Source organism: Enterobacter sp. A103 (assembly GCF_034427535.1).
Classification (GTDB): Bacteria; Pseudomonadota; Gammaproteobacteria; order Enterobacterales; family Enterobacteriaceae; genus Enterobacter; species Enterobacter asburiae_B.
On the sequence record NZ_JAXQPQ010000002.1, the window covers coordinates 853,153 to 875,743 of the forward strand.

Consider the following 22,591-nt stretch of genomic DNA (forward strand, 5'->3'; position numbering starts at 1 on the left):
AGATCATAAAATAAAAACTGCTGACTGTAATATATGCAGTCAGCAGTTTTCACTGGTCAGGATTTAATGCTGAGGAGGAATAGGAAAGCCTTTTAGTGAAATAACGAAGTTATCACCGTCTTTCTTTATTTTTGCACCGGTATCACACCAGTCAGACGCAATACGAAAGAACTCATCGCTTCCAACATTCCAGCCAAGACGTACATGCTTCACGTAGCCTGAACGCAACAAATCGCAGGCCTCGTTGTAGTCACTGGCGGTTGACAGTTGTTGTTTCATTTTCTCTTCTTCAGAAGTTTACGTAGAGCCTTGATTTCTTTAGGAGTAAAAGGAGAAACACTCTCTTCTTCCGTATGCTGATTATCAATATCCTCTTCCGATACTCCCGCCTCTTCTACTGCTTCGAACGCCAGCAGCAGCAGTTTCTCTGTCGTCACGCTTAAATTCTCGTTATTGACTTCCGCATAGTGGCGAAGCCTTTCTTTTAGCGCGTCATCAATCTTAACGTTTAATACCGCTGTAGCCATGTTTGTCACTTCCCTTCGGAATAAGTACTTTATTTAATACACGAACTTAACAATGTTATCCAGATATATATTTTTTTGAGTTATGGAACAAAATAACCGTCCGATTATAAAATGACAGTCTATTATTACAGGTTTATGACAATAATATTTCAGTGCAATGAAATATATATTACACGATACAGGCGTAGTTTTATTGTGGAGTAATGCTTTGAGGGAGAGGTGAAGCTGAAGAATCTTATGAGGCTACAAATGGGTGGGGGCCCTGCCAGCTACATCCCGGCACACACGTCGTCTGCCCTGGCTGCTTCCTTCCGGACCTGACCTGGTGAACAGAGTAGCGTTGCGGGAGAACCAACAGAGCCCCCATTGAGAGCGTTGATAACCAACGCGCTGGCGCATTATCCCTGTGCTAAAGCCCAATTGCAAGCGACCAGCAACCGGATGCTGGTTTCTTGCGCAAACAGGCGCAGCAATCATGAAGATCTTCGTTTACCATAGCTTTCCAGAAACTCCCCACAGGTAAAGGTATGGACGAACACGACTCCTTTCCACAGCGCGTATGGCAAATCGTGGCCTCAATCCCGGAAGGCTACGTCACCACCTATGGTGATGTCGCGCGTCTGGCCGGTTCCCCGCGCGCGGCGCGACAGGTTGGAGGCGTCCTGAAACGGCTGCCGGAAGGCAGTACGCTGCCCTGGCATCGGGTGGTGAACCGTCATGGCGCCATTTCACTCACCGGGCCGGATCTTCAGCGTCAGCGTCAGGCGTTACTTTCAGAGGGTGTGCAGGTGTCAGGGTCGGGTCAGATCGATTTGCAGAAGTTTCGCTGGGTATATTGACCCCTCTCCCGGAGGAGAGGGGAAATGCAGAAATTACATCTGAGTCGGTGGAGTTGGCAGAGACGGCTGATTGGTCTGCGGTGCGACCGGCACTTCGGTCTGCTGCACCGGCACCAGGTTCAGATCGATTTTTGTCCCACCGTTGTTGATCGCTTCCTGGACCGTATCGGTGATAAAGACCAGCTTGCCGTTGATGGTTACCGCTGCGCTCAGCAGGATACGGGCGTTAGGCTGCACGTCCGACGGGTTATACGGCAATACGAAGCTAAACGGCGCCTGCTTGCCTTCAGTACGAACGGCACGCTGGGCAACGACTTTCGACGGCGCGTCGGCCAGAGAAGCATCAGACAGCGTTACGGTTAATACCGCATCCGGCGGCAACGCCACTTTCTGTTTAATCCAGATGGTACCGGAAACATTAGGCTGCTGAATGGATTGCTGTGAAAGGGTATTAATCCCGTTCGGGTCGGCTGCTGGTACTGGCACTTGGGCACTTTTACCGGCACAGGCGGACAACGCCACCGCAATAGCTACACCACTTAGCATGGGCACGAGTTTCATTGAAGTCTCCTTATCAATGCACCAGCGGGATCGATCCCATCCGATGTCGTTTCAATCACATAACGTATTCAAGTGTGGCACAGATCACCGATTTATGCCTGAAAACGTGCCGATATTCAGATTATTCTACCCATCGGACCACTTTCATTTCTGCGTTATACTCTGCCTATCTTTCGCTACGGCGTTTATTGAGGACAACTATGAGTCAGGCACTGAACAATCTGCTGACATTACTGAATCTGGAAAAAATTGAGGAAGGACTCTTTCGCGGACAGAGCGAAGATCTCGGCTTACGCCAGGTCTTCGGGGGGCAAGTCGTTGGACAAGCTCTGTACGCAGCAAAGGAGACTGTCCCGGCAGACCGTCTGGTGCATTCGTTCCACAGCTACTTCTTACGCCCTGGCGATAGCGCAAAACCGATTGTGTATGACGTTGAAGTCCTGCGAGACGGCAACAGCTTCAGCGCGCGCCGCGTAGCAGCTATTCAGAACGGCAAGCCGATCTTTTACATGACCGCCTCTTTCCAGGCGCCGGAACCCGGCTACGAGCATCAAAAAGTGATGCCCCCGGCTCCGTCGCCCGACTCTTTAAAATCAGAGACGGATATCGCCCGCGCGCTGACGCATCTGCTTCCGCCGCAGGTCAAAGAGAAATTTCTCTGCGATAAGCCTCTGGAGATCCGCCCGGTTGAGTTCCACAACCCGATGAAAGGCCATACCGCCGAACCGAAGCGCCAGGTCTGGATCCGTGCCAACGGGACCGTGCCGGAAGATTTCCGCGTGCATCAGTATCTGCTGGGCTATGCGTCCGATTTCAACTTCCTGCCGGTGGCGCTGCAGCCGCACGGGGTTGGTTTCCTGGAAAAAGGGATGCAGGTCGCGACGATCGATCACTCCATGTGGTTCCACCGTCCGTTCAACATGAATGAGTGGCTGCTTTACAGCGTGGAGAGTACCTCAGCGTCGAGCGCGCGAGGGTTTGTGCGCGGGGAGTTTTATACTCAGGATGGCGTGCTGGTCGCGTCGACTGTGCAGGAAGGGGTGATGCGTAATCGCGGGTGATTGTGTGCGGCCTGATGCCCTCACCCTGACCCTCTCCCACGGGGAGAGGGAATACACATTAAAAACGGCAACCGAAGTTGCCGTTTTGCTTTTGCCTTGTGCGGCCTGATGCCCTCACCCTGACCCTCTTTCCCAAGGGGAGAGGGGATACACATTAAAAACGGCAACCAAAGGTTGCCGTTTTGCTGTTTATCAGGCGTTATACGCATTCTCGCCGTGGCTGTTGACGTCCAGACCTTCGCGCTCCTGCTCTTCCGGTACGCGCAGACCCACCGTTATATCCGCCAGCTTATAGCCAATGAAGGCCACAACGGCAGACCAGACAACGGTGATTGCAATACTTTCCAGCTGCACCAGCACCTGATGAACCATGGTCACGCCTTCTGCGTAGCCCACGCCACCGAGCGATTTCGCGGCGAAGATACCGGTCATGATACAACCTACGATGCCGCACACGCCGTGAACACCAAACACATCGCATGGGTCGTCAACGCGCAGCACACGTTTCAGTGCGGTCACGCCCCACAGACCCGCCAGACCGGACACCAGGCCGACCAGCAGCGCGCCACCCACGCCGACATAACCACACGCTGGCGTAATGCCAACCAGACCGGCAATGGCACCCGAACAGGCACCCAGCAGAGAAGGTTTGCCGCGTACCGCCCACTCGCCAAACACCCAGGAGAGGATTGCACCCGCCGTCGCCACAACGGTGTTCACGAAGGCCAGCGCGGCGATTTCGTTTGCAGCACTTGCCGAGCCGGCGTTGAAGCCAAACCAGCCAAAGTAGAGGATAGCCGTACCGGTAAACACCATCGGCAGGTTGTGCGGTTTGAACGCTTCTTTACCGAAGCCCACGCGTTTACCAATCAGGTAGGCACCCACCAGACCCGCTACCGCGGCGTTGATGTGTACAACGGTACCGCCCGCGAAGTCCAGCGCGCCGTGCGTTGCCAGCAGACCGCCACCCCAGACCATGTGCGCAATCGGCACATAGGAGAGCGTCATCCAGACCACCACGAAGATCAGCACGGCAGAGAAACGAATACGCTCGGCGAGCGCGCCCACAATCAGCCCGACGGTAATACAGGCGAAGGAGCCCTGGAACGCAACGTGGATGTACTGATAGAAACTGCCCATCAGCGCGGTCAGCTCAATATTTTTCAGCATCACCCAGTCGAAGTTACCAAAGAACGCGTTGCCCGTACCGAACGCCAGCGAGTAACCGTAAACCACCCACAGGACGCAGACCAGTGCGAACGTCACGGCAACCTGCGTCAGCATGGAGAGAACGTTTTTGCCACGGATCAGGCCGCCGTAGAACAGCGCAATGCCCGGAATTGACATGAACAGCACCAGCGCGGTGCTGATCATCATAAAGGCGTTATCGGCTTTGTCGACCACCGCAGGGGTAGCAGCCAGCGCCAGGCCCGGCAGCAGCGCCAGCGAACCCAGACCCGTTTTAAGTGTTGCTATCTTCATTTTCTCGATCCCTATCACTGTGTGCCAGGCGTTATTTACAATGCCGCTTCGTCAGATTCGCCGGTACGGATGCGAATGACGCGCTGCAGTTCGGCAACGAAAATTTTGCCGTCGCCAATTTTGCCGGTATAGGCCGCTTTGCTAATGACATCAATAACTTCATCAAGCTGATCGTCAGCAATCGCGACATCAATTTTTACTTTTGGCAGAAAGTTAACGCTGTATTCCGCCCCGCGATAAAGCTCGGCATGACCCTTCTGACGACCAAAGCCTTTCACTTCGGTGACAGTCAGTCCCTGAATACCCATTGAAGACAACGCTTCACGCACGTCTTCGAGTTTGAATGGTTTGATTACAACCGTAACCAGCTTCATAGATCCCCTCCAGTCAGAATTCGGTAATGGCCGCAGCTTACGCAGAAGGTATTGCAAGGGGTGTGCCAGAAATGAAAACGAGGGGGAACGGCGGCGCACAGAGCATTACGCGGCCGTAATAAACAAACAGGTGAAAAAAAACGCACCATGCCGGTGCAGGGTGCGTTTCAGTTTTGCACCAACAGGAATGACTGTTAGCGCGTCGCCTCATTTTGGTGCATCAGGCGCTAAGCGACTCTTCATCACGCACGCTGGCCGCCAGCTCTTCGCCCGCCAGCTGCAGCTGGTACATCTGCCAGTAGCGCCCTTTGGCTTCCAGCAGTTCACGGTGCGTACCGCGTTCAACGGCCTGTCCGCGATGTAACACCAGAATGGTATCGGCATCGACGATGGTGGAAAGACGGTGGGCAATCACCACCAGCGTCGTATGGTCGCGTACGGCGGCCAGCGCCTGCTGAATGGCCTGTTCGGTGCCGGAGTCAATACTGGCCGTGGCTTCATCCAGAATCAGTATCTGCGGCGTTTCAATCAGCACCCGCGCCAGCGCCAGGAGCTGCTTTTGCCCGACGGAGAGATTGTTCCCCTGCTCGCCCAGTTTGGTATTGATCCCATCGCTAAACCCGCGCGCCAGCTCTGCCAGCTGCACTTTTTCCAGCACGTCCCAGACCTGCTCCTGAGAGTAGTCTCGCCCCAGGGTCACGTTGGCGTAGAAGGTATCGGCCAGTACGACCGGATCCTGCTGCACCATCGCGACGCCTTTACGCAACACGGTGTGGCTGAGAGACGCGAGCGGGCGCCCATCGAGGCGGATTTCGCCGTGCGTGACCGGGTAATAGCCCATCAACAGGCTGGCAAGCGTGCTCTTACCGCTGCCGGTATGCCCTACCAGCGCCACGAAACCGCGCGACGGAACGTCAAGCGTGATGTCCTGCAGCACCAGCCGGTCTTCGCGATAGGCAAACGAGACGTTATCAAAGGCGATAGTCCCGCTTTGCAGAGGTCGCTCGTCATTGCCGTAGGCCTGGCGCGGCCTGTCCATCAGCTCAAACACGCGCTCACCGGCGACCACCGCCTGCTGCAGCATCGATTGCTGGGTGGTAAGCTCGATCAACGGCTCGTTAAGACGCCCGAGATAGCTGATAAAGGCATACAGCACGCCCACTTCAATCGTACCGTTTGAGCTCAGCCCGAAGAGCATCAGCAGCCCGCAAAGCACCAGCGCCGAGAAAAGGCTCAGCAGCGGACGCAGCAGGAAACCATCAAGCCGCAGCGTCTGCATACGCGCCATGTAGTGCGAACGGCTGGCTTCCCCCATGCGTTCGCCAAAGCGCGCCTGCTGGCGGAACTGCTGGATGACGCTCATGCCGTTGATCACTTCGTTGAAGCCATCGTTAATGTCGGCCAGATACGCGCGCACCCGACGCACGATCGGCGTGCTGTAGCGCTGGTAAATGACCATGACAATCAGCACCGCCGGGAAGATGGTGATCGCCACCAGCGCCATGCGCCAGTCGAGGCTGAACATCGCCACCAGCATCGCGCCAATCAGCGCCGCGCTGCGTAACACCGTCGCGACCACGGTAACGTACAGATCGCGGATCACCTCGGTATCGTTGGTCACGCGCGAAATCACCTGCCCGACCGGCTGGATATCAAACTCGCTGAGCGGCTGGCGAAGCGCCGCGTCCATCACATCCGTACGCAGCTGCTGAACGACGCCCACGGCTGCGCGGTTAAACAGCAGCGACTGCGCATAGTGCAGCCCTGCCGCCGCCAGCTGCAGGCCAACGTAGGCCACGCCTAAACCCGCCACTAGCCCCAGCGGAAGGTAGCTTTTGGCGACCATGTTGTCGATAAAATAGCTGATGAGCAGCGGACCGCTCACTTCAGCAATCGCCGCAATCCAGAGTAGAAGCACGGCCACGGAGAGCGGTTTACGCCACGGCGAGCCGTAGGCCAGCAGACGTTTGAGCGTCGGCCACATCGTTCCGATCTTACGCATTGGCGGCCTCCTCATCCTGCTCCGGCGCATCGTCCAGCGCCGCCTCAAGCTGTTGATAGCGGTACATATCGCGATACCAGCCCGGCTGCTCGGCAAGCGTTTCATGCTGCCCGCGCTGGGCAATGTGCCCGTGCTGTAAGACCACAATTTCGCTGGCTTCGGTGAGCGCCGACAAGCGGTGGGCGCTGATAATCACCGTGCGTCCGTCGCCCCACTGGCGCAGGTTATGCAGAATTTGATGCTCGGTACGGCCGTCCACGGCGGAAAGCGCATCATCCAGGATCAGAATTTCAGCATTCAGCAGCAGCGCGCGGGCAATCGAGATACGCTGCTTTTGCCCGCCGGACAGCATGACGCCGCGTTCCCCGACTTCCGTTTCGTACCCCTGCGGCAGACGCAAAATATCATCATGAACGCTGGCCAGACGCGCCACATGTTCAATCTCGTCCTGCGTCGCCCCGGGGCGCCCAAGGGCAATGTTGTTGGCCACGGTGTCCGAAAATAAGAACGGCGTCTGGCTGACGACCGCCAGGCGACCGCGCCACTCGTCCAGCAGCAGTCTGGTCAGGGGAATATCGTGGAAGCGGATATCGCCCTCGGTGACGTCAAAGTGGCGCTGAAGCAGAGAGAGCACGGTACTTTTGCCGGATCCCGTCGGGCCGCAGATGCCCAGCATCTGGCCCGGCTGAAGCGTAAAGCTAACGTTCTCCAGCACCGGATGCTCCGTATGCGGATAGACAAACTTGCGGACGTCGACGGTCATGACGCCGCGCCCTTCCGGTACGGCTTCGCTACCGTCGATGACCACCGGCGCTTCGGCCAGCATGGCGCGAATGCGGCTGTAGGCGGCGCTGCCGCGCTCCACGATGTTAAACATCCAGGCCAGCGCCAGCATCGGCCAGATCATGAGCCCCAGATACATCGCAAAGCTGGTCAATTGCCCCAGGGTAAGCGTGCCCTGCACCACCATCCAGCTTCCGCCGCCAATCGCCAGCATATTTGCCATGCCGATTGCGATATAAATCGTCGGGTCAAAACGGGCGTCGATACGCGCGACGCGCATGTTTTTCGCCCCTGTGTCTGCCGCATCGGCGGCAAACAGCGCAGACTGACGGTCTTCCAGGCCAAACGCTTTGATCATGCGGATGCTGGTCATGCTCTCCTGGGTGCGATCGTTCAGAGACGAAAACGCCGCCTGCGCCAGCTTGAAGCGCTCGTGCAGCTGTTCGCCATAGCGATTGATCGCCAGCGCCATGATCGGCATCGGCAGCAGGGCGAGCAGGGTCAGCTGCCAGCTGATCTGCGTGGACATCACGATCAGCACCGCACAGCCCATCACCAGCGAGTCCACCAGCGTCAGCACTCCTTCCCCGGCGGCAAAGACCACGCGATCGACGTCGTTCGTCGCGCGGGCGATGAGATCCCCGGTGCGATGACGAAGATAAAATTCGGGATGCTGTCGGCTCAGCTGGCGGTAAAAATCTTCACGCAGCTCAACGGCCAGCTGATAGGACGCACCAAACAGCAGCACGCGCCAGACGTAGCGCAGCAGATAAACAATGACCGCCGTCAGCACCAGCGTGCCGACCCACATCAACACCCGTGCGGTGGTGTAATGCTGTTCGGTGACGCCATCCACGACGTACCCCACCACTTTCGGCGGGATCAACTGCAGGATGGCAATAATAATAAGCAGGGCGACTGCACCGAGGTAGCGTTGCCACTCCCGACGAAAGTACCAGCTTAGTTGGGCAAATAATCGCACGCGGTTTGTTCCTGAAGGTATTTTACGAAGTTATTCAATGGGTAATGCTGTGGTGTATTTAATCTGTTCCATGGCGAAGCTAGAGGTGACGTCCGACAAACCCGGGACGCTGTTCACCAGCCGCTTGTAGAAATCATCATAGCGCTTCATGTCGGCCACCTGGACGCGCATCAGGTAATCATACTCTCCGGCCATACGCCAGAAACCGAGCACCTCGGGCATCTCAGACACCTGAGTGACGAAGCGGCAATACCACTCGCTGCTGTGATGCTGGGTTTTTATCAGCACAAATGCCGTCAGCCCAAGCCCCAGTTTTTCGGGATCTAACAACGCGACGCGCCCCAGAAGAATACCGTCATCTTCCAGCTTCTTAAGCCGCTTCCAGCACGGGGTGGTGGTCAGATTAACGGCATCTGCCAGCGCCTGCAAAGAGAGGGTACAGTCATTTTGCAGCAATGAAAGGAGCTTGCGGTCAATTTTATCTAGCATACCCACCTCACAGAGAAAATTTTTCTCTCTTCATTCTATTTTAAAGGCCAGATAGCAACAATTTTTTCTGTGCTTTTCGCTATCCTAGGCACAAAATGACAAACGGATAACGATGATGAATAGCACCTGGGTTAAACATGCGATCAGCGAAATCAATGCCGACTATCAGCGCTCGGCGGATACGCACCTGATTCGCCTTTCCCTGCCGGGATTTGACGGCATTCAGCTCTATCTGAAAGATGAAAGCACCCATCCCACCGGTAGCCTGAAGCATCGCCTGGCGCGCTCGCTGTTTTTATACGGTTTATGTAACGGCTGGATTAAAGAAGGCACCACTATTATTGAATCTTCGTCCGGTTCAACGGCGGTGTCCGAAGCCTATTTCGCCCGCCTGCTGGGCCTGCCGTTTATCGCGGTAATGCCGTCCTGCACCGCAAAACGCAAAATCGAACAGATCGAATTTTACGGCGGACGCTGCCACTTTGTGGAAAGCGCCTGCGAAATCTACGCCGCCTCCGAAATGCTGGCCCGTGAGCTGAACGGTCACTATATGGACCAGTTCACCTTCGCCGAGCGCGCGACCGACTGGCGCGGCAATAACAACATTGCCGACAGTATTTTCCGCCAGATGACCCACGAACCGCATCCGGTTCCGTCCTGTATCGTCATGAGCGCCGGTACCGGCGGCACGTCAGCCACGATTGGACGCTACATCCGCTGTCAGGGATACGATACCCAACTGATGGTGGTTGACCCGCAGAACTCCGTGTTCCTCGACTACTGGCAAAACCGCAATGCGGAGCTGCGCAGCCCGGTGGGCAGTAAAATTGAAGGGATTGGCCGCCCGCGCGTGGAGCCCTCTTTCATCCCCGACGTCGTGGATGAGATGATGCGCGTGCCGGATGCCGCAAGCGTGGCAACGGCGCACTGGCTGGAAACGCAGCTGGGCCGCAAAGTGGGCGCATCGACGGGCACAAATATGTGGGGCGCACTGCAGCTTGCCGCCCGTATGCGCGAAGAGGGCCGTACCGGTTCCATCGTCACGCTGCTGTGCGACAGCGGCGAACGCTACCTTGAAACTTACTACAACGCGGAGTGGGTGCAGGCCAACATCGGCGATATCGCTCCGTGGAAAGCGCAGATTGCAGAACTGGTGAAATAAAAAAAGCCAGACCGAAGTCTGGCTTGCTGGAAGGGTCTCACTATTCGGGGGAATACGGGAGATTGTTGTTGTCCAGCCAATGCGTCAAAAAATGGGACACTGCTTCATTGCGGCAGTGGCCAATAACCGGCAGATGGGGAAGTTCTGCTTTCAGCTGCGCCATCGCATTCCCCATGATCAGACCGCGACCTACGCTACCCAGCATTTCGCGGTCGTTCATGGCGTCACCAAACGCCATACACTCCTTCAGCGTTAAGCCCAGGTGGTCGCTCAGCACCGCCAGAGCGGAGCCTTTGTTACAACCCACCGGCAGCACTTCCAGACAATCCACCGCCGAGAAAGTAAGGTGCGCCCGGTCACCCAGCGCCTCATTCAGCTGAATCCGTAAGCGACACAGATCGTCATGATCGCCGCAGAAGCAGATCTTGGTTACCGCATGAGCGGGGATCCGACGCAGATCGATAAGCTGATATTTGAAACCGCTGTATACATGCGCGTGCAGCAGTTCAGGAATTTCACGTCCGGTAAACCAGCCCCGATCGTTAAAGACGTGGATACTGGCCTGCGTGTCCCAGGTGCTGTGCAGCACGATGTCCGCCACTTCCGGGTTGAGATCCTGCCGGTGCAGCACATCGCCTTCTACGGAGTGAATTCGCGTCCCGTTGCCGGTGATTAGAAAGGCGTCGAGGGAAAACGCGCCCAGCAAATGGCGCATCTCCAGCACATGGCGGCCAGTGGCAAACGTCAGGGTGACATCACGCTCGCGCAGGCGCTTCAGCGTGTTCAGGGTTTTTTCCCCTAAACGGTGATCCGGCATTAACAGCGTACCGTCCATATCAAATGCAGCGAGCCGAGCCATGATTACTCCCGAAATGTGATGCGGTTAACTTGTGCAACAGTATCGTGTGAGATATACGGAAGTAATAGTGAATAGATGAAAATTATTGTTCCGGGTTTCTTATGCGCCAGCTCAATCGACTCAACCAGTATCACCGCCTCTGGCAGCCTTCGCAGGGTGCAACGCAACAGGTCACCATCAGCGAGCTGGCCGCCCGCTGTTTTTGTAGCGAGCGGCATGTCCGAACCCTGCTGCGCCAGGCCCAGGAGGCGGGCTGGCTCAGCTGGCGAGCGCAGTCTGGCCGCGGTAAGCGCGGTGAGCTCACGTTCCATGTCGCCCCGGAGTCACTGCGCAATGCGATGATGGAAGAAGCGCTGAAAAGCGGGCAGCAGCATAACGCGCTGGAACTGGCGCAGCTTGCCCCTGAAGCGTTGCGGTCATTGCTGCACCCTTTTTTGGGCGGGCAGTGGCAAAACGACACGCCGACGCTGCGCATCCCCTACTATCGCTCGCTGGAGCCGCTTCAGCCGGGTTTTTTACCGGGCCGGGCAGAGCAGCATCTGGCGGGAGAGGTGTTCTCAGGCCTGACGCGTTTTAACGGTAACAGCAGTGAACCTACGGGCGATCTGGCGCATCACTGGGATGTCTCTGCTGACGGCCTGCGCTGGCATTTCTACATTCGCTCCACCCTGCACTGGCATAACGGCGATAAAATAGAAACGGCGCAACTCCAGCGAAGTCTGACAGCGCTGTTGACGCTTCCCGCCCTGCGCACTCTGTTTCAGAGCGTCTTATGTATTGAAACAACGCATCCACAGTGTCTGACGTTTACGCTGCATCAACCGGACTACTGGCTGCCGCACAGGCTGGCAACCTACTGTAGCCGTCTGGCGCATCCCGACCATCCTGTGGTTGGCAGTGGCCCGTTTCGGCTGGCCGCCTTTGAGCCCGACCTGGTTCGTCTGGAAAGCCATGAGCAGTATCACCTGAGCCATCCGCTGCTCAAAGCCATCGAATACTGGATCACTCCCCAGCTTTTTGATTACAGCCTGGGCACCAGCTGTCGTCACCCGGTGCAAATCGCAATTGGCGAGGCTGACGAGCTGGAAAGTCTGCGGCTGGTAAGCAGCAGCACCAGCCTGGGGTTCTGTTACCTCACGCTAAAACAGAGCGCGCGCCTGAGTGAGATTCAGGCAAAGCGGCTTATCAATATCATTCATCTCTCAAGGCTTCTTCACACACTTCCGCTAAACGAAGGGCTCATCACGCCCACTCAGGATCTGCTTCCCGACTGGACAATCCCCGAATGGCCTGATTTATCGGACGTCACCCTCCCTGAAGCGTTGACGCTGATTTACCATCTCCCTGTTGAGCTTCACACCATGGCCAGCCAGTTGAAGGCATACCTGGCGCTACAGGGGTGTGAACTGACCGTCATCTTTCACGACGCCAAGACGTGGGACGGATGCCTGGAGCTTGCCGATGCAGACATCATGATGGGGGACAGGCTGATTGGCGAAGCGCCGGAATATACGCTTGAACAGTGGCTGCGCTGCGATGCCCTCTGGCCGCACGTTCTTAGCGCACCGGCTTACGCCCATCTGCAAGCCACGCTGGATGCGGTACAGACTCAGGCCGAGGCTCGGGATAGACACGCGGGACTGCAAGCCATCTTTAACCGGCTAATGGAGAGTGCGGTGCTGACGCCACTCTTTAATTATCAATACCAAATCAGTGCTCCGCCAGGCGTGAATGGTATACGCCTCAACACCCGCGGCTGGTTTGACTTTACCGAAGCCTGGCTGCCCGCGCCCAAATCGTGAAGAAGCTGGTCGCCGTCGTGGTCAGACGGTAACATAACGTTTTTACCGTAACAGTCGAGATGATTTATGAAACGTGCCGTCGTCGTGTTCAGCGGAGGACAAGACTCTACTACCTGCCTGGTCCAGGCCCTTCATCAGTACGATGAAGTTCACTGTGTCACTTTCGATTATGGTCAGCGTCATCGCGCTGAAATCGACGTTGCCCGTGAACTAGCCCTGAAACTGGGCGCACGCGCGCACAAGGTGCTGGACGTTACGCTGTTAAATGAACTGGCCGTGAGCAGCCTCACCCGCGACAGTATTCCTGTGCCAGACTATGAACCCGATGCCAGCGGCATTCCAAATACCTTCGTGCCGGGCCGTAATATCCTGTTCCTGACTCTGACGGCGATCTACGCCTACCAGGTAAAAGCCGAAGCGGTGATCACGGGCGTGTGCGAGACCGACTTCTCCGGCTACCCGGACTGTCGTGATGAGTTCGTAAAAGCATTAAACCACGCCGTCAATCTGGGGATGGCGAAAGAGACGCGCTTTGAAACTCCGCTCATGTGGCTGGATAAAGCCGAAACCTGGGCGCTGGCGGACTACTGGGGCAAGCTGGACCTTGTTCGCAACGAAACGCTCACCTGCTATAACGGCATCAAAGGCGACGGTTGCGGCCAGTGTGCGGCCTGTAATCTGCGCGCTAACGGGCTGAACCACTATCTTGCCGATAAATCCGGCGTGATGGCCGCGATGCAGAAAAAGACCGGTCTTAAATAGGGCTACTTGACCGTGCTGTCGAATAATTTCACACCGGCAGCACGGGTGACTTTCATCAGCGTTGTCAGCGTTGGGTTGCCGTTGTCTGATAAGGTTCGGTATAGCTGCTGACGGGACAGACCTGCTTTGGCAGAAATTTCTCCAATACCGCCTCGCGCTTCAATGACCTGACGGAGTGCAATGAGATAGGCAGGGATTCCCTGCTCTTCATAGATCTCTTCCAGGGCTGTTTGCAGATAACGCTGAGCGTAGGAAGGATTCTCTCGCAGCATTTTCACAACAGCATCATGGTGGCTAACGGAGCTCGAATATTTTCGTTCAGTGGCGCTCATAGGAATGTCCTTTTGTTTGATGATCTTTCCAGTAATCTATTGCCAGTTTGATATCCGCTTTTTGGCTCTTTTTGTCACCACCGATCAGTAACAATAAAACCTGCCGATTCTCTACTGAAAAATAGATTCTGTAGCCGGGGCCACTGTCGACTCGCATCTCCCAAACACCTTCCCTGAGATACCTGTAATCGCCAAAATTACGTTTTATCGCGCGGTTAATCCGCATAAGGATCCGGAAAACCATATCCGGATCCCTTCGATTCATTCTGGCTACCCACTCCTCAAACGGTACTTTCCCGTCACGGGTCCGGTAGCGTTCAACGACATAGTCCCTGTCCATTATTCTATCCCTGAAAAATCCTTTTGTCTTTTATAAAAGACAACCTTTCTAAGCGATCATCAACTCCAGCTTTTCCCGCAATTCCCCTTCCAGCGGCAGCGCTTTCTGCGTTTTCAGATCGATACAGACAAACGTGATCAACGCATCTGCGACCATCTGCCCTTCTGGATCGAGCGTCACCACCTGGCTTAAGACCCCGCTTTTGCCATTGATCTGTTGCACCTGGCTGGTGACCGTGAGCACATCACCCAGCACGGCTGGACGGCGGTAGTTGATGTTGATATTGACAACCACAAACGCGATGTTGTGCGCGGTCAGCCACTGAAAGCTTTCGCTGTTTTCCAGCCCGTCCCAGCGCGCTTCTTCAAGAAACTCAAGATAGCGAGCATTGTTCACATGCTGATAAACGTCGAGATGAAAACCGCGTACTTTGATTTTTGTCTGCATAGCGCAATAGCCTTTACTGTTATTGTAGGAAGAGAGGTCATAACTGGTATGACCTCTTTATCCTGGCAAAATTTTGCCGCAGTGCAAGAAATTGCGTAATTACAGCGTCAGGTGTGAGAGGTTGCGCTCAACCAGCGCGCTGCCCATGCCCGGCACCTGCTTGAGATCGTCGACCGTTTTGAAAGGACCATACTCTTCGCGGTAGCTGACGATGGCCTGCGCTTTTTTCAGGCCCACGCCGTTCAACGCACGGGCGAGATCTTCCGCTGAGGCCGAATTGATACTGACCCGCGTACCGTCATCATCCGCATTTTTACCGGCATCTGTCGCTTTGGTTTGCCCTTGCACCGGCGCTGCCGCATCGGCCTTGCTCTGCGTAGCCTGTGCTTTGGCAGCAGGCGTCGCCGCCAGCGCGCCCGCGCTCATCCCGGTGGTGGCAATAGCCAGCGTAATTAACAGTGCTTTGATTCCACATTTCATGCTGTTATCTCCTTGTTTGTTGACAGCCACGTCACGATAGCCGCCAGTTAAAACCGGCACAAACAGCAGATTGCAGAAATGGAAAAGGCCGCGAAAGCGGCCTTTAGTTTTTGCAGAGCGTTACGAAAATCTGCGAGCAGACACGTAATTACTGCTGCTGAGTCATTACATCACCCAGCTTGATTTTGGCTTCTTTACGCAGGTTGCTCATCATGGCTTCGAAGGCAATCTGAGCATTGTTCTGGGTAATCCCCTGAACCATAGCTTTCTTCTGCGCTTCTGGCAGGGTACCGGCTTTCACTTCATCCAGCGCCAGCAGAACGACGTTACCCTGCGTATCGGTGGTGGTACCAAAGCTTGGCTTGTCCTTCGCAGGCAGAGTCAGACCAAACGCGGCCTGGCTGATTGGGTCCTGGCCGGTACGGCTCAGCGTTTTCGCTTCACCGAAGCTCAGGCCAGCCGCTTTCAGCGCGTCTTCTTTACCCGCTTTCAGATCGGACAGAATCTTCTCAGCATCCAGTTTCGCCTGCTGTTCCGCTTTGTTGTGCTTAACCTGAGCGACGACCTGATCCTTCACTTCCGCCAGCGGTTTGACCGCTTCAGGCTTGTGCTCGCTGACGCGCAACACAAACGCACGATCGCCGTCGACGGTAATGATGTCAGAGTTACTGCCCGGCGTACCGTTCTCGCCCACCAGACCACCGTTGAAGATGGCATCGGAAACCGGTTTGAAATTCAGCGCTTCCGGAAGGTTGTCACGACCAAACCAGCCTGTCTCAACCGCCTTCACGCCAGCCGCCTGCTCTGCGCCTGCCAGAGATTCGTTGTCGTTGCTGGCAGCATCGCTTACCTTCTGCTGCAGCGCGTAGTAGGCATCCAGCGCTTTTTCCTGTTTCACTTTCGCCGCGATATCATCACGAACGTCAGCCAGCGGCTTGGTTTTCGCCGCGGTGATGTCGTCCAGACGCACGACCAGGAAACCAACGGAAGACTTAATGACGCCAGAAAGCTGGCCTTTCTCTTTCAGACCGGCATTTTTCAGCTCGTCAGGCGTGGTCGCATCTTCCAGCCAGCCCATATCACCGCCGTTTTTCGCAGAGATAATGTCGGTGGATTTCGCTTTCGCAACGGTCGCGAAATCAGCGCCTTTGTTCAGCTCATCCAGCGCCGCTTTAGCATCAGCCTCGGTTTTCGTCTGAATTACGCTGTAGCGGTTACGCTGCGGCTGAGTGAACTGATCCTGATGCTGATCGTAGTAAGACTGGATTTCAGCATCAGACGCGGTTTCCTGCAGCGCGGCCGCATCCAGCTTGATGTAGCTCACGCGGAACTGCTCTGGAGAAACAAAGGAATTCTTGTTCTGCTCGTAGTAAGCGTTGACGTCAGCGTCGCTCACCTGCTGTTTCGCCGCCAGGGCGTTCACATCAATGGTCGCTTCGCGTACAACACGCTGCTGCGCCACCAGCGCGGCCAGTTCATCCGTTTCACCTTTGAGCATGAAATCGGTGCCCACGACGGCATTGATGAGCTGCTGGGTGGTCAGCTGGTTACGCAGCGCCTGAGCGTACTGGTCGGCCGTCATCCCCATTTGATTGACGATGCTGTTGTAACGCGCGTTGTCGAATTTACCGTTAGACTGGAAGGCTTGCGTGGAGAAGATGGCTTTTTTCACCTGCTCATCGCTGATGCCAAGGCCCAGTTTTTTGGCATACTGATCAAGCAGCGCTTCGTCGATAAGACGGTTCAGTGTCTGTTGGCGCAGGGTCTTCATGTACCCTTCGTTCGCCGCCAGTTCAGAGAATTGGTCGCCCAGCTGTTGCTGCATACGGTTACGTTCACCGGCAAAAGCATTCTCGAACTGACCACGGCTGATTTCCTGGCCATTCACTTTTGCGGCATAGTTTGCGCCACCGCCAATAAGGTAACTGCTCACGCCGGTCAATATGAACGACACGATAATGATACCGAAAATAATCTTGAGCACGAGACTGTTAGCAGCCGTGCGTAAGCTGTCCATCATGGTGTAACAACACTCCGCTGTAGGTGACTGGTTACCTGACGCTGACGGAAAATCCTGCCCGTCGCGCGTGAAGGCGTATTGTGACAAGAAAACGGGGCGATTGTCAGCCCACAACTCGCATAAACTCGCACAAATCAGGTCTGGACAAACAAAAAAGGCACATCAAATGATGCGCCCTTGTACTTTCCGGCTTCCCTGAAACGGGAAAGCAATCAGTTTACTGCGTCTTTCAGCGCTTTACCTGCACGGAAACCCGGCACTTTAGCAGCAGCAATGGTGATCTCTTTACCGGTCTGAGGGTTGCGGCCAGTACGGGCAGCACGCTCTTTAACAGCAAAAGTACCGAAACCTACCAGTGCAACGTCGTCCCCAGCCTGCAGAGATTCAGTAACAGAAGCAATTAAGGCATCTAACGCACGTCCAGCTGCAGCTTTAGAAATATCAGCACCCGCAGCAATTTTGTCAATCAGTTGAGATTTATTCACTGTTCTCTTCCTCTCTTTATAATTTATATCGCGCCTGAATCCTTCACAACGCGACCGCGCAGCAGTTATATCAGGCCTGCCATGACCTTACAACACCCGTTGTTGATGACGGACCTAATCAGCAATCTAAATTAGCTATACAAAAAAAGGCTGGCAAGTGCGAAATGACTTACCAGCCTTGTTTTTATTGACGCTCTTTGCGCGAGGTCACTATTTTGCTGTTACAACCTGCATTCCGGAGGGTTCATTCTGCAGTGCGAGACTGAGAACTTCCTCAATTCGCTTCACAGGATGGATCTGCAGGTCGGCAATCACATTGTCCGGAATCTCTTCCAGATCGCGTTTGTTTTCGTAAGGGATCAATACGGTTTTGATCCCACCGCGGTGTGCCGCCAGCAGTTTTTCTTTTAAACCACCAATCGGCAGAACCTGACCACGCAACGTAATTTCACCGGTCATTGCCACATCGGCACGCACCGGATTTCCTGTCAGGCAGGAAACCAGAGCGGTACACATCGCAATACCCGCGCTTGGGCCATCTTTCGGCGTCGCCCCTTCCGGAACGTGCACGTGGATGTCGCGTTTTTCGTAGAAATCAGGGTTGATACCCAGTTTCTCCGCGCGCGCGCGCACCACGGTCAGCGCTGCCTGGATGGATTCCTGCATCACTTCACCCAGAGAGCCGGTGTAGGTCAGCTTGCCTTTGCCCGGGACACAGGCGGTTTCGATGGTCAGCAGATCGCCGCCCACTTCCGTCCATGCCAGGCCGGTCACCTGGCCAACGCGGTTTTCGTTGTCCGCTCGACCGTAGTCGAAGCGCTGAACGCCGAGATAGGCATGCAGATTGTCGCCGTTAATCACAATGTGCTTCAGGCTCTTATCCAGCAGCAGCTGTTTCACCGCTTTACGACACAGTTTCGAGATTTCACGCTCAAGGCTACGCACGCCCGCTTCACGGGTGTAGTAGCGAATGATGCCGATAATCGCGCTGTCCTCGACGGTCAGCTCGTTGGCTTTCAGCGCGTTACGCTCAATCTGTTTCGGCAGCAGGTGCTGCTTAGCGATGTTCAGCTTCTCATCTTCGGTATAACCGGAGAGACGGATCACTTCCATACGGTCCAGCAGCGGGGCCGGAATGTTCATGGAGTTGGAGGTCGCCACGAACATCACATCGCTCAGGTCGTAGTCCACTTCCAGGTAGTGATCGCTGAACGCTACGTTCTGTTCTGGATCAAGCACTTCCAGCAGCGCAGACGCAGGGTCGCCACGCATGTCCGACGACATCTTGTCGATCTCATCGAGCAGGAACAGCGGGTTTTTAACCCCCACTTTCGCCATCTTCTGGATCAGTTTACCCGGCATAGAACCGATGTAGGTACGGCGGTGACCGCGGATTTCCGCTTCATCACGTACGCCACCCAGCGCCATACGGATATACTTACGTCCGGTCGCTTTGGCGATGGACTGACCCAGAGAGGTTTTACCCACCCCCGGCGGTCCAACCAGGCACAGAATTGGGCCTTTAATTTTGTTTACACGGCTTTGTACCGCGAGGTACTCAAGAATGCGGTCTTTCACGCGTTCCAGACCGTAGTGGTCGGTATCCAGGATTTCCTGCGCTTGACGCAGGTCTTTTTTGACCTTGCTGCGGGCGTTCCACGGAACCTGCACCATCCACTCAATGTAGCCGCGTACAACGGTCGCTTCAGCCGACATTGGAGACATCATTTTCAGCTTCTGCAGTTCTGCTTCAGCCTTCTCTTTCGCCTCTTTCGGCATCTTCGCCGCGTCGATCTTACGCTTCAGCGCTTCGTTTTCGTCCGGCGCGTCGTCCATCTCGCCCAGTTCTTTCTGAATGGCCTTCATTTGCTCGTTCAGATAGTACTCACGCTGAGATTTCTCCATCTGCTTTTTGACGCGGTTGCGAATGCGCTTCTCAACCTGCAGCAGATCGATTTCAGACTCCATCATCGCCATCAGGTATTCCAGACGTTCGTTAACGTCGGACATTTCCAGCACGGACTGCTTGTCAGCCAGCTTCAGCGGCATATGTGCAGCGATGGTGTCCGCCAGACGCGCAGGATCGTCGATGCTGTTCAGCGACGTCAGCACTTCTGGTGGAATTTTCTTGTTCAGCTTGATATAGCCTTCAAACTGGCTAATCGCGGTGCGAACCAGCACTTCCTGTTCACGCTCATCAAGCTCAGGCGAATCAAGGTACTCTGCCTTTGCAGAGAAGTGCTCGCCGTCGTCTGACAGAGTGGTAATACGCGCACGCTGCAGGCCTTCTACCAGCACCTTTACGGTGCCGTCAGGCAACTTCAGCATCTGCAAAATAGAGGCCACGGTCCCGACGGTGAAAAGATCGTTTACACCCGGCTCATCCGTTGATGCTTCTTTCTGCGCCACCAGCATGATTTTTTTATCATGATCCATGGCGGCTTCGAGGCAACGGATAGATTTTTCCCGCCCTACAAATAAGGGTATGACCATGTGCGGATAAACCACCACATCGCGCAACGGCAATACGGGGATTTCAATGCGTTCAGAACGCTCAGGATTCATAGAGCTCTCTCTTAGTTAGTGTCCGCCAGGTAAGCTGGTCATGTCACTGTGCTTCACATAACCATTAACATGTATCCAGTATATGGGGATGTTTCCCACACATTCAACGCTATGAATACGGAAAAAGTAAAGGGGAGATAAAATCCCCCCTTTTTGATTAACTGCTTGTATGATTTGGTTAATTATTCGCCAGATGCCTGCTGCGCTTCCGGTTTGCCGTAAATCAGCAGCGGCTTGGTTTGACCGCTAATGACGGACTCGTCAATCACCACTTTCTCAACGTCTTCCATCGACGGAAGATCGTACATGGTGTCGAGCAGTGCCGCTTCAACAATTGAACGCAGACCACGGGCACCGGTTTTACGGACCATCGCTTTCTTGGCAATAGCATCCAGCGCTTCGTCGCGGAATTCCAGATCAACGCCTTCCAGGTTGAACAGCGCCTGATACTGCTTGGTAAGCGCATTTTTCGGCTCTTTCAGGATCTGGATCAGCGCGTCTTCGCTCAGCTCATTCAGCGTTGCCACAACCGGCAGACGGCCGATGAATTCAGGGATCAGACCGAATTTGATCAAATCTTCCGGTTCAACCTGAGACAGCAGTTCGCCTTCGTTTGGTTTTTCGGACGTCGATTTCACCGTTGCGCCAAAACCAATGCCGGAGCCGGTTTCAACACGGTGGGAGATGACTTTGTCCAGCCCAGCAAACGCGCCACCACAGATGAACAGGATCTTGGAGGTATCAACCTGCAGGAACTCCTGCTGCGGATGTTTACGACCACCCTGTGGCGGAACGGCAGCAACCGTACCTTCAATCAGCTTCAGCAGCGCCTGCTGTACGCCTTCACCCGATACGTCACGGGTAATGGACGGGTTGTCAGATTTACGGGAGATCTTGTCGATCTCATCGATGTAAACAATCCCGCGCTGGGCTTTCTGTACGTCGTAATCGCACTTCTGCAGCAGTTTCTGAATGATGTTTTCGACGTCCTCACCCACATAACCGGCCTCGGTCAGGGTGGTGGCATCCGCCATCGTAAACGGAACATCAAGCAGACGCGCCAGGGTTTCAGCCAGCAGCGTTTTACCGGAACCGGTTGGGCCGATCAGCAGAATGTTACTTTTACCCAGTTCTACGCCATTGCTGGTGTCGCCGTTACGCAGACGTTTGTAGTGGTTATAGACCGCTACCGCCAGCACTTTCTTGGCCTGCTCCTGTCCGATGACGTAGTCGTCAAGGTGATGACGAATTTCATGCGGCGTTGGCAGCGCGCTGCGCTCACGGTGCGGTGCGACTTCTTTAATCTCTTCGCGAATGATGTCGTTACATAAATCGACACATTCGTCGCAGATATACACGGACGGCCCGGCAATCAGTTTACGCACTTCATGCTGGCTTTTGCCGCAAAAAGAGCAGTACAGCAGTTTGCCCGAACCATCTTTGCGTTTATCTGTCATGAGTCCAAACCTCTTTTTAAGTTCTTTGTGCCGCACATGACGACGCAAATGCCATTCTAAGACGCAAGCTGCAATCAGCAGCGTGCCGCCCTACCTTAGTATAGCGGCACACTCGCGTCGCGGGCATCAATTACGATGGGTCAACACGGAGTCGACTAAGCCGTACTCAACTGCCTCTGGAGCAGAGAGGAAGCGATCGCGCTCGGTATCGCGCTCGATCTGCTCGAGTGGTTGACCCGTATGCTGCGCCATAAGTTCATTCATGCGCGCTTTTACTTTCAGAATTTCGCGGGCGTGGATTTCGATATCCGTCGCCTGCCCCTGGTAACCGCCCAGCGGCTGGTGAATCATCACGCGGGAATTTGGCAAGCAGAAACGCTTACCTTTCGCCCCTGCTGTTAACAGGAACGCGCCCATTGATGCAGCCTGACCCATACAGATAGTGCTTACATCAGGCTTGATGAATTGCATGGTGTCATAAATGGACATTCCTGCTGTAATCACACCACCCGGGGAGTTAATGTACAGGTAAATGTCTTTTTCCGGGTTTTCCGCTTCCAGAAACAGCATCTGCGCCACGATCAGGTTAGCCATGTGGTCTTCCACCTGGCCGGTCAAAAAGATAACGCGTTCCTTGAGCAGACGGGAATAGATATCAAAAGAACGCTCACCACGTGAGGTCTGTTCAATAACCATTGGCACCAGAGCCATATGGGGTGCAAAGTTATCTCGTTCGCCACTGTATGACATTTCCGTCTCCTGGATCAAAATTGAAAACAC

General features: G+C 55.0%; 22 protein-coding genes, 1 other RNA gene and 1 pseudogene. 5 read left to right on the forward strand and 19 right to left on the reverse strand.

The genetic code is table 11. The features are described 5' to 3' along the window. Positions 1-63 precede the first annotated feature (63 nt). The 3 genes from SPH27_RS09685 to ffs all read right to left on the reverse strand — a co-directional run bounded on the left by SPH27_RS09685 (position 64) and on the right by ffs (position 884). A complete protein-coding gene (locus tag SPH27_RS09685; protein ID WP_023310588.1) occupies positions 64-279 on the reverse strand; it encodes a hypothetical protein in 216 nt (71 codons plus the stop codon). Further along, on the reverse strand, positions 276-527 hold the full coding sequence (locus SPH27_RS09690; protein WP_023310587.1) for a hypothetical protein: 252 nt from the start codon (positions 525-527) through the stop codon (positions 276-278). Before SPH27_RS09690 ends, SPH27_RS09685 begins: the two co-directional genes overlap by 4 nt. A 260-nt stretch (positions 528-787) precedes the next feature. Then, positions 788-884, reverse strand: an RNA gene (gene ffs, locus SPH27_RS09695) — signal recognition particle sRNA small type. A gap of 84 nt (positions 885-968) precedes the next feature. On the opposite strand from ffs, the pseudogene SPH27_RS09700 reads away from it, so the two are divergent. After that, positions 969-1,366 (forward strand): annotated as a pseudogene (locus SPH27_RS09700) (MGMT family protein). Positions 1,367-1,399: 33 nt separating this feature from the next. Here the strand turns inward: SPH27_RS09700 and SPH27_RS09705 are convergent. Then, positions 1,400-1,927: a YbaY family lipoprotein gene (locus SPH27_RS09705; RefSeq protein WP_008503301.1), complete on the reverse strand. Its 528-nt coding sequence runs from the start codon at positions 1,925-1,927 to the stop codon at positions 1,400-1,402. A 200-nt stretch (positions 1,928-2,127) separates the two neighbouring features. Here SPH27_RS09705 and tesB point away from each other — a divergent pair, with 200 nt between their 5' ends. Then, a complete protein-coding gene (gene tesB, locus SPH27_RS09710; RefSeq protein ID WP_182071804.1) occupies positions 2,128-2,988 on the forward strand; it encodes an acyl-CoA thioesterase II in 861 nt (286 codons plus the stop codon). A gap of 192 nt (positions 2,989-3,180) precedes the next feature. On the opposite strand, the gene amtB is transcribed toward tesB, so the two are convergent. The 5 genes from amtB to SPH27_RS09735 form a co-directional block, all read right to left on the reverse strand. Beyond that, complete coding sequence (gene amtB, locus SPH27_RS09715; RefSeq protein ID WP_094934752.1) at positions 3,181-4,470, reverse strand: ammonium transporter AmtB; 1,290 nt, start codon at positions 4,468-4,470, stop codon at positions 3,181-3,183. A gap of 35 nt (positions 4,471-4,505) precedes the next feature. After that, positions 4,506-4,844 carry a P-II family nitrogen regulator gene (gene glnK / locus SPH27_RS09720; RefSeq protein ID WP_008503304.1) on the reverse strand — a complete coding sequence of 113 codons (339 nt, stop codon included), beginning with the start codon at positions 4,842-4,844 and terminating at the stop codon, positions 4,506-4,508. A gap of 220 nt (positions 4,845-5,064) precedes the next feature. Further along, the gene (locus SPH27_RS09725) at positions 5,065-6,846 is read right to left on the reverse strand and encodes a SmdB family multidrug efflux ABC transporter permease/ATP-binding protein (RefSeq protein WP_182071806.1); all 1,782 of its coding nucleotides are present in this window, start codon (positions 6,844-6,846) and stop codon (positions 5,065-5,067) included. After that, positions 6,839-8,611 (reverse strand): SmdA family multidrug ABC transporter permease/ATP-binding protein, encoded by a 1,773-nt coding sequence (locus tag SPH27_RS09730; protein WP_047173816.1) that lies wholly within the window; start codon positions 8,609-8,611, stop codon positions 6,839-6,841. Before SPH27_RS09730 ends, SPH27_RS09725 begins: the two co-directional genes overlap by 8 nt. Before the next feature lie 30 nt (positions 8,612-8,641). Next, positions 8,642-9,100, reverse strand: a complete 459-nt coding sequence (locus tag SPH27_RS09735; RefSeq protein ID WP_023310581.1) for an Lrp/AsnC family transcriptional regulator — start codon at positions 9,098-9,100, stop codon at positions 8,642-8,644. Positions 9,101-9,212: 112 nt separating this feature from the next. Between SPH27_RS09735 and SPH27_RS09740 the strand changes: the two genes are divergently transcribed. Further along, positions 9,213-10,262: a PLP-dependent cysteine synthase family protein gene (locus tag SPH27_RS09740; RefSeq protein WP_219773467.1), complete on the forward strand. Its 1,050-nt coding sequence runs from the start codon at positions 9,213-9,215 to the stop codon at positions 10,260-10,262. A gap of 40 nt (positions 10,263-10,302) precedes the next feature. Here the strand turns inward: SPH27_RS09740 and cof are convergent, their stop codons facing one another. Continuing rightward, positions 10,303-11,121 (reverse strand): HMP-PP phosphatase, encoded by an 819-nt coding sequence (gene cof / locus SPH27_RS09745; RefSeq protein ID WP_047061242.1) that lies wholly within the window; start codon positions 11,119-11,121, stop codon positions 10,303-10,305. A 101-nt stretch (positions 11,122-11,222) separates the two neighbouring features. On the opposite strand from cof, the gene SPH27_RS09750 reads away from it, so the two are divergent. Next, the gene (locus SPH27_RS09750; RefSeq protein WP_182071808.1) at positions 11,223-12,923 is read left to right on the forward strand and encodes an SgrR family transcriptional regulator; all 1,701 of its coding nucleotides are present in this window, start codon (positions 11,223-11,225) and stop codon (positions 12,921-12,923) included. A gap of 66 nt (positions 12,924-12,989) precedes the next feature. Then, the gene (gene queC, locus SPH27_RS09755; protein ID WP_045143097.1) at positions 12,990-13,685 is read left to right on the forward strand and encodes a 7-cyano-7-deazaguanine synthase QueC; all 696 of its coding nucleotides are present in this window, start codon (positions 12,990-12,992) and stop codon (positions 13,683-13,685) included. A 2-nt stretch (positions 13,686-13,687) separates the two neighbouring features. Here the strand turns inward: queC and SPH27_RS09760 are convergent, their stop codons facing one another. The 9 genes from SPH27_RS09760 to clpP form a co-directional block, all read right to left on the reverse strand. Further along, the gene (locus tag SPH27_RS09760) at positions 13,688-14,017 is read right to left on the reverse strand and encodes an addiction module antidote protein (RefSeq protein WP_048978937.1); all 330 of its coding nucleotides are present in this window, start codon (positions 14,015-14,017) and stop codon (positions 13,688-13,690) included. Then, a complete protein-coding gene (locus SPH27_RS09765) occupies positions 14,004-14,357 on the reverse strand; it encodes a type II toxin-antitoxin system RelE/ParE family toxin (RefSeq protein ID WP_047061239.1) in 354 nt (117 codons plus the stop codon). The genes SPH27_RS09760 and SPH27_RS09765 overlap by 14 nt, the downstream gene beginning before the upstream one ends. A 48-nt stretch (positions 14,358-14,405) precedes the next feature. Continuing rightward, positions 14,406-14,804 (reverse strand): YbgC/FadM family acyl-CoA thioesterase, encoded by a 399-nt coding sequence (locus SPH27_RS09770; RefSeq protein ID WP_023310574.1) that lies wholly within the window; start codon positions 14,802-14,804, stop codon positions 14,406-14,408. A gap of 99 nt (positions 14,805-14,903) precedes the next feature. Continuing rightward, positions 14,904-15,284: a helix-hairpin-helix domain-containing protein gene (locus SPH27_RS09775; RefSeq protein WP_064673450.1), complete on the reverse strand. Its 381-nt coding sequence runs from the start codon at positions 15,282-15,284 to the stop codon at positions 14,904-14,906. 148 nt (positions 15,285-15,432) lie between these two features. After that, positions 15,433-17,304, reverse strand: a complete 1,872-nt coding sequence (gene ppiD, locus SPH27_RS09780) for a peptidylprolyl isomerase (RefSeq protein WP_182071810.1) — start codon at positions 17,302-17,304, stop codon at positions 15,433-15,435. A gap of 212 nt (positions 17,305-17,516) precedes the next feature. Beyond that, on the reverse strand, positions 17,517-17,789 hold the full coding sequence (hupB, locus tag SPH27_RS09785; RefSeq protein WP_002444653.1) for a nucleoid-associated protein HU-beta: 273 nt from the start codon (positions 17,787-17,789) through the stop codon (positions 17,517-17,519). A 210-nt stretch (positions 17,790-17,999) separates the two neighbouring features. Further along, the gene (gene lon, locus SPH27_RS09790; RefSeq protein WP_023334706.1) at positions 18,000-20,354 is read right to left on the reverse strand and encodes an endopeptidase La; all 2,355 of its coding nucleotides are present in this window, start codon (positions 20,352-20,354) and stop codon (positions 18,000-18,002) included. A gap of 182 nt (positions 20,355-20,536) precedes the next feature. Next, complete coding sequence (gene clpX, locus SPH27_RS09795) at positions 20,537-21,811, reverse strand: ATP-dependent protease ATP-binding subunit ClpX (RefSeq protein WP_023310570.1); 1,275 nt, start codon at positions 21,809-21,811, stop codon at positions 20,537-20,539. Between the two features lie 126 nt (positions 21,812-21,937). Beyond that, positions 21,938-22,561: an ATP-dependent Clp endopeptidase proteolytic subunit ClpP gene (gene clpP / locus SPH27_RS09800; RefSeq protein WP_010428105.1), complete on the reverse strand. Its 624-nt coding sequence runs from the start codon at positions 22,559-22,561 to the stop codon at positions 21,938-21,940. Between the last annotated feature and the right edge of the window lie 30 nt (positions 22,562-22,591).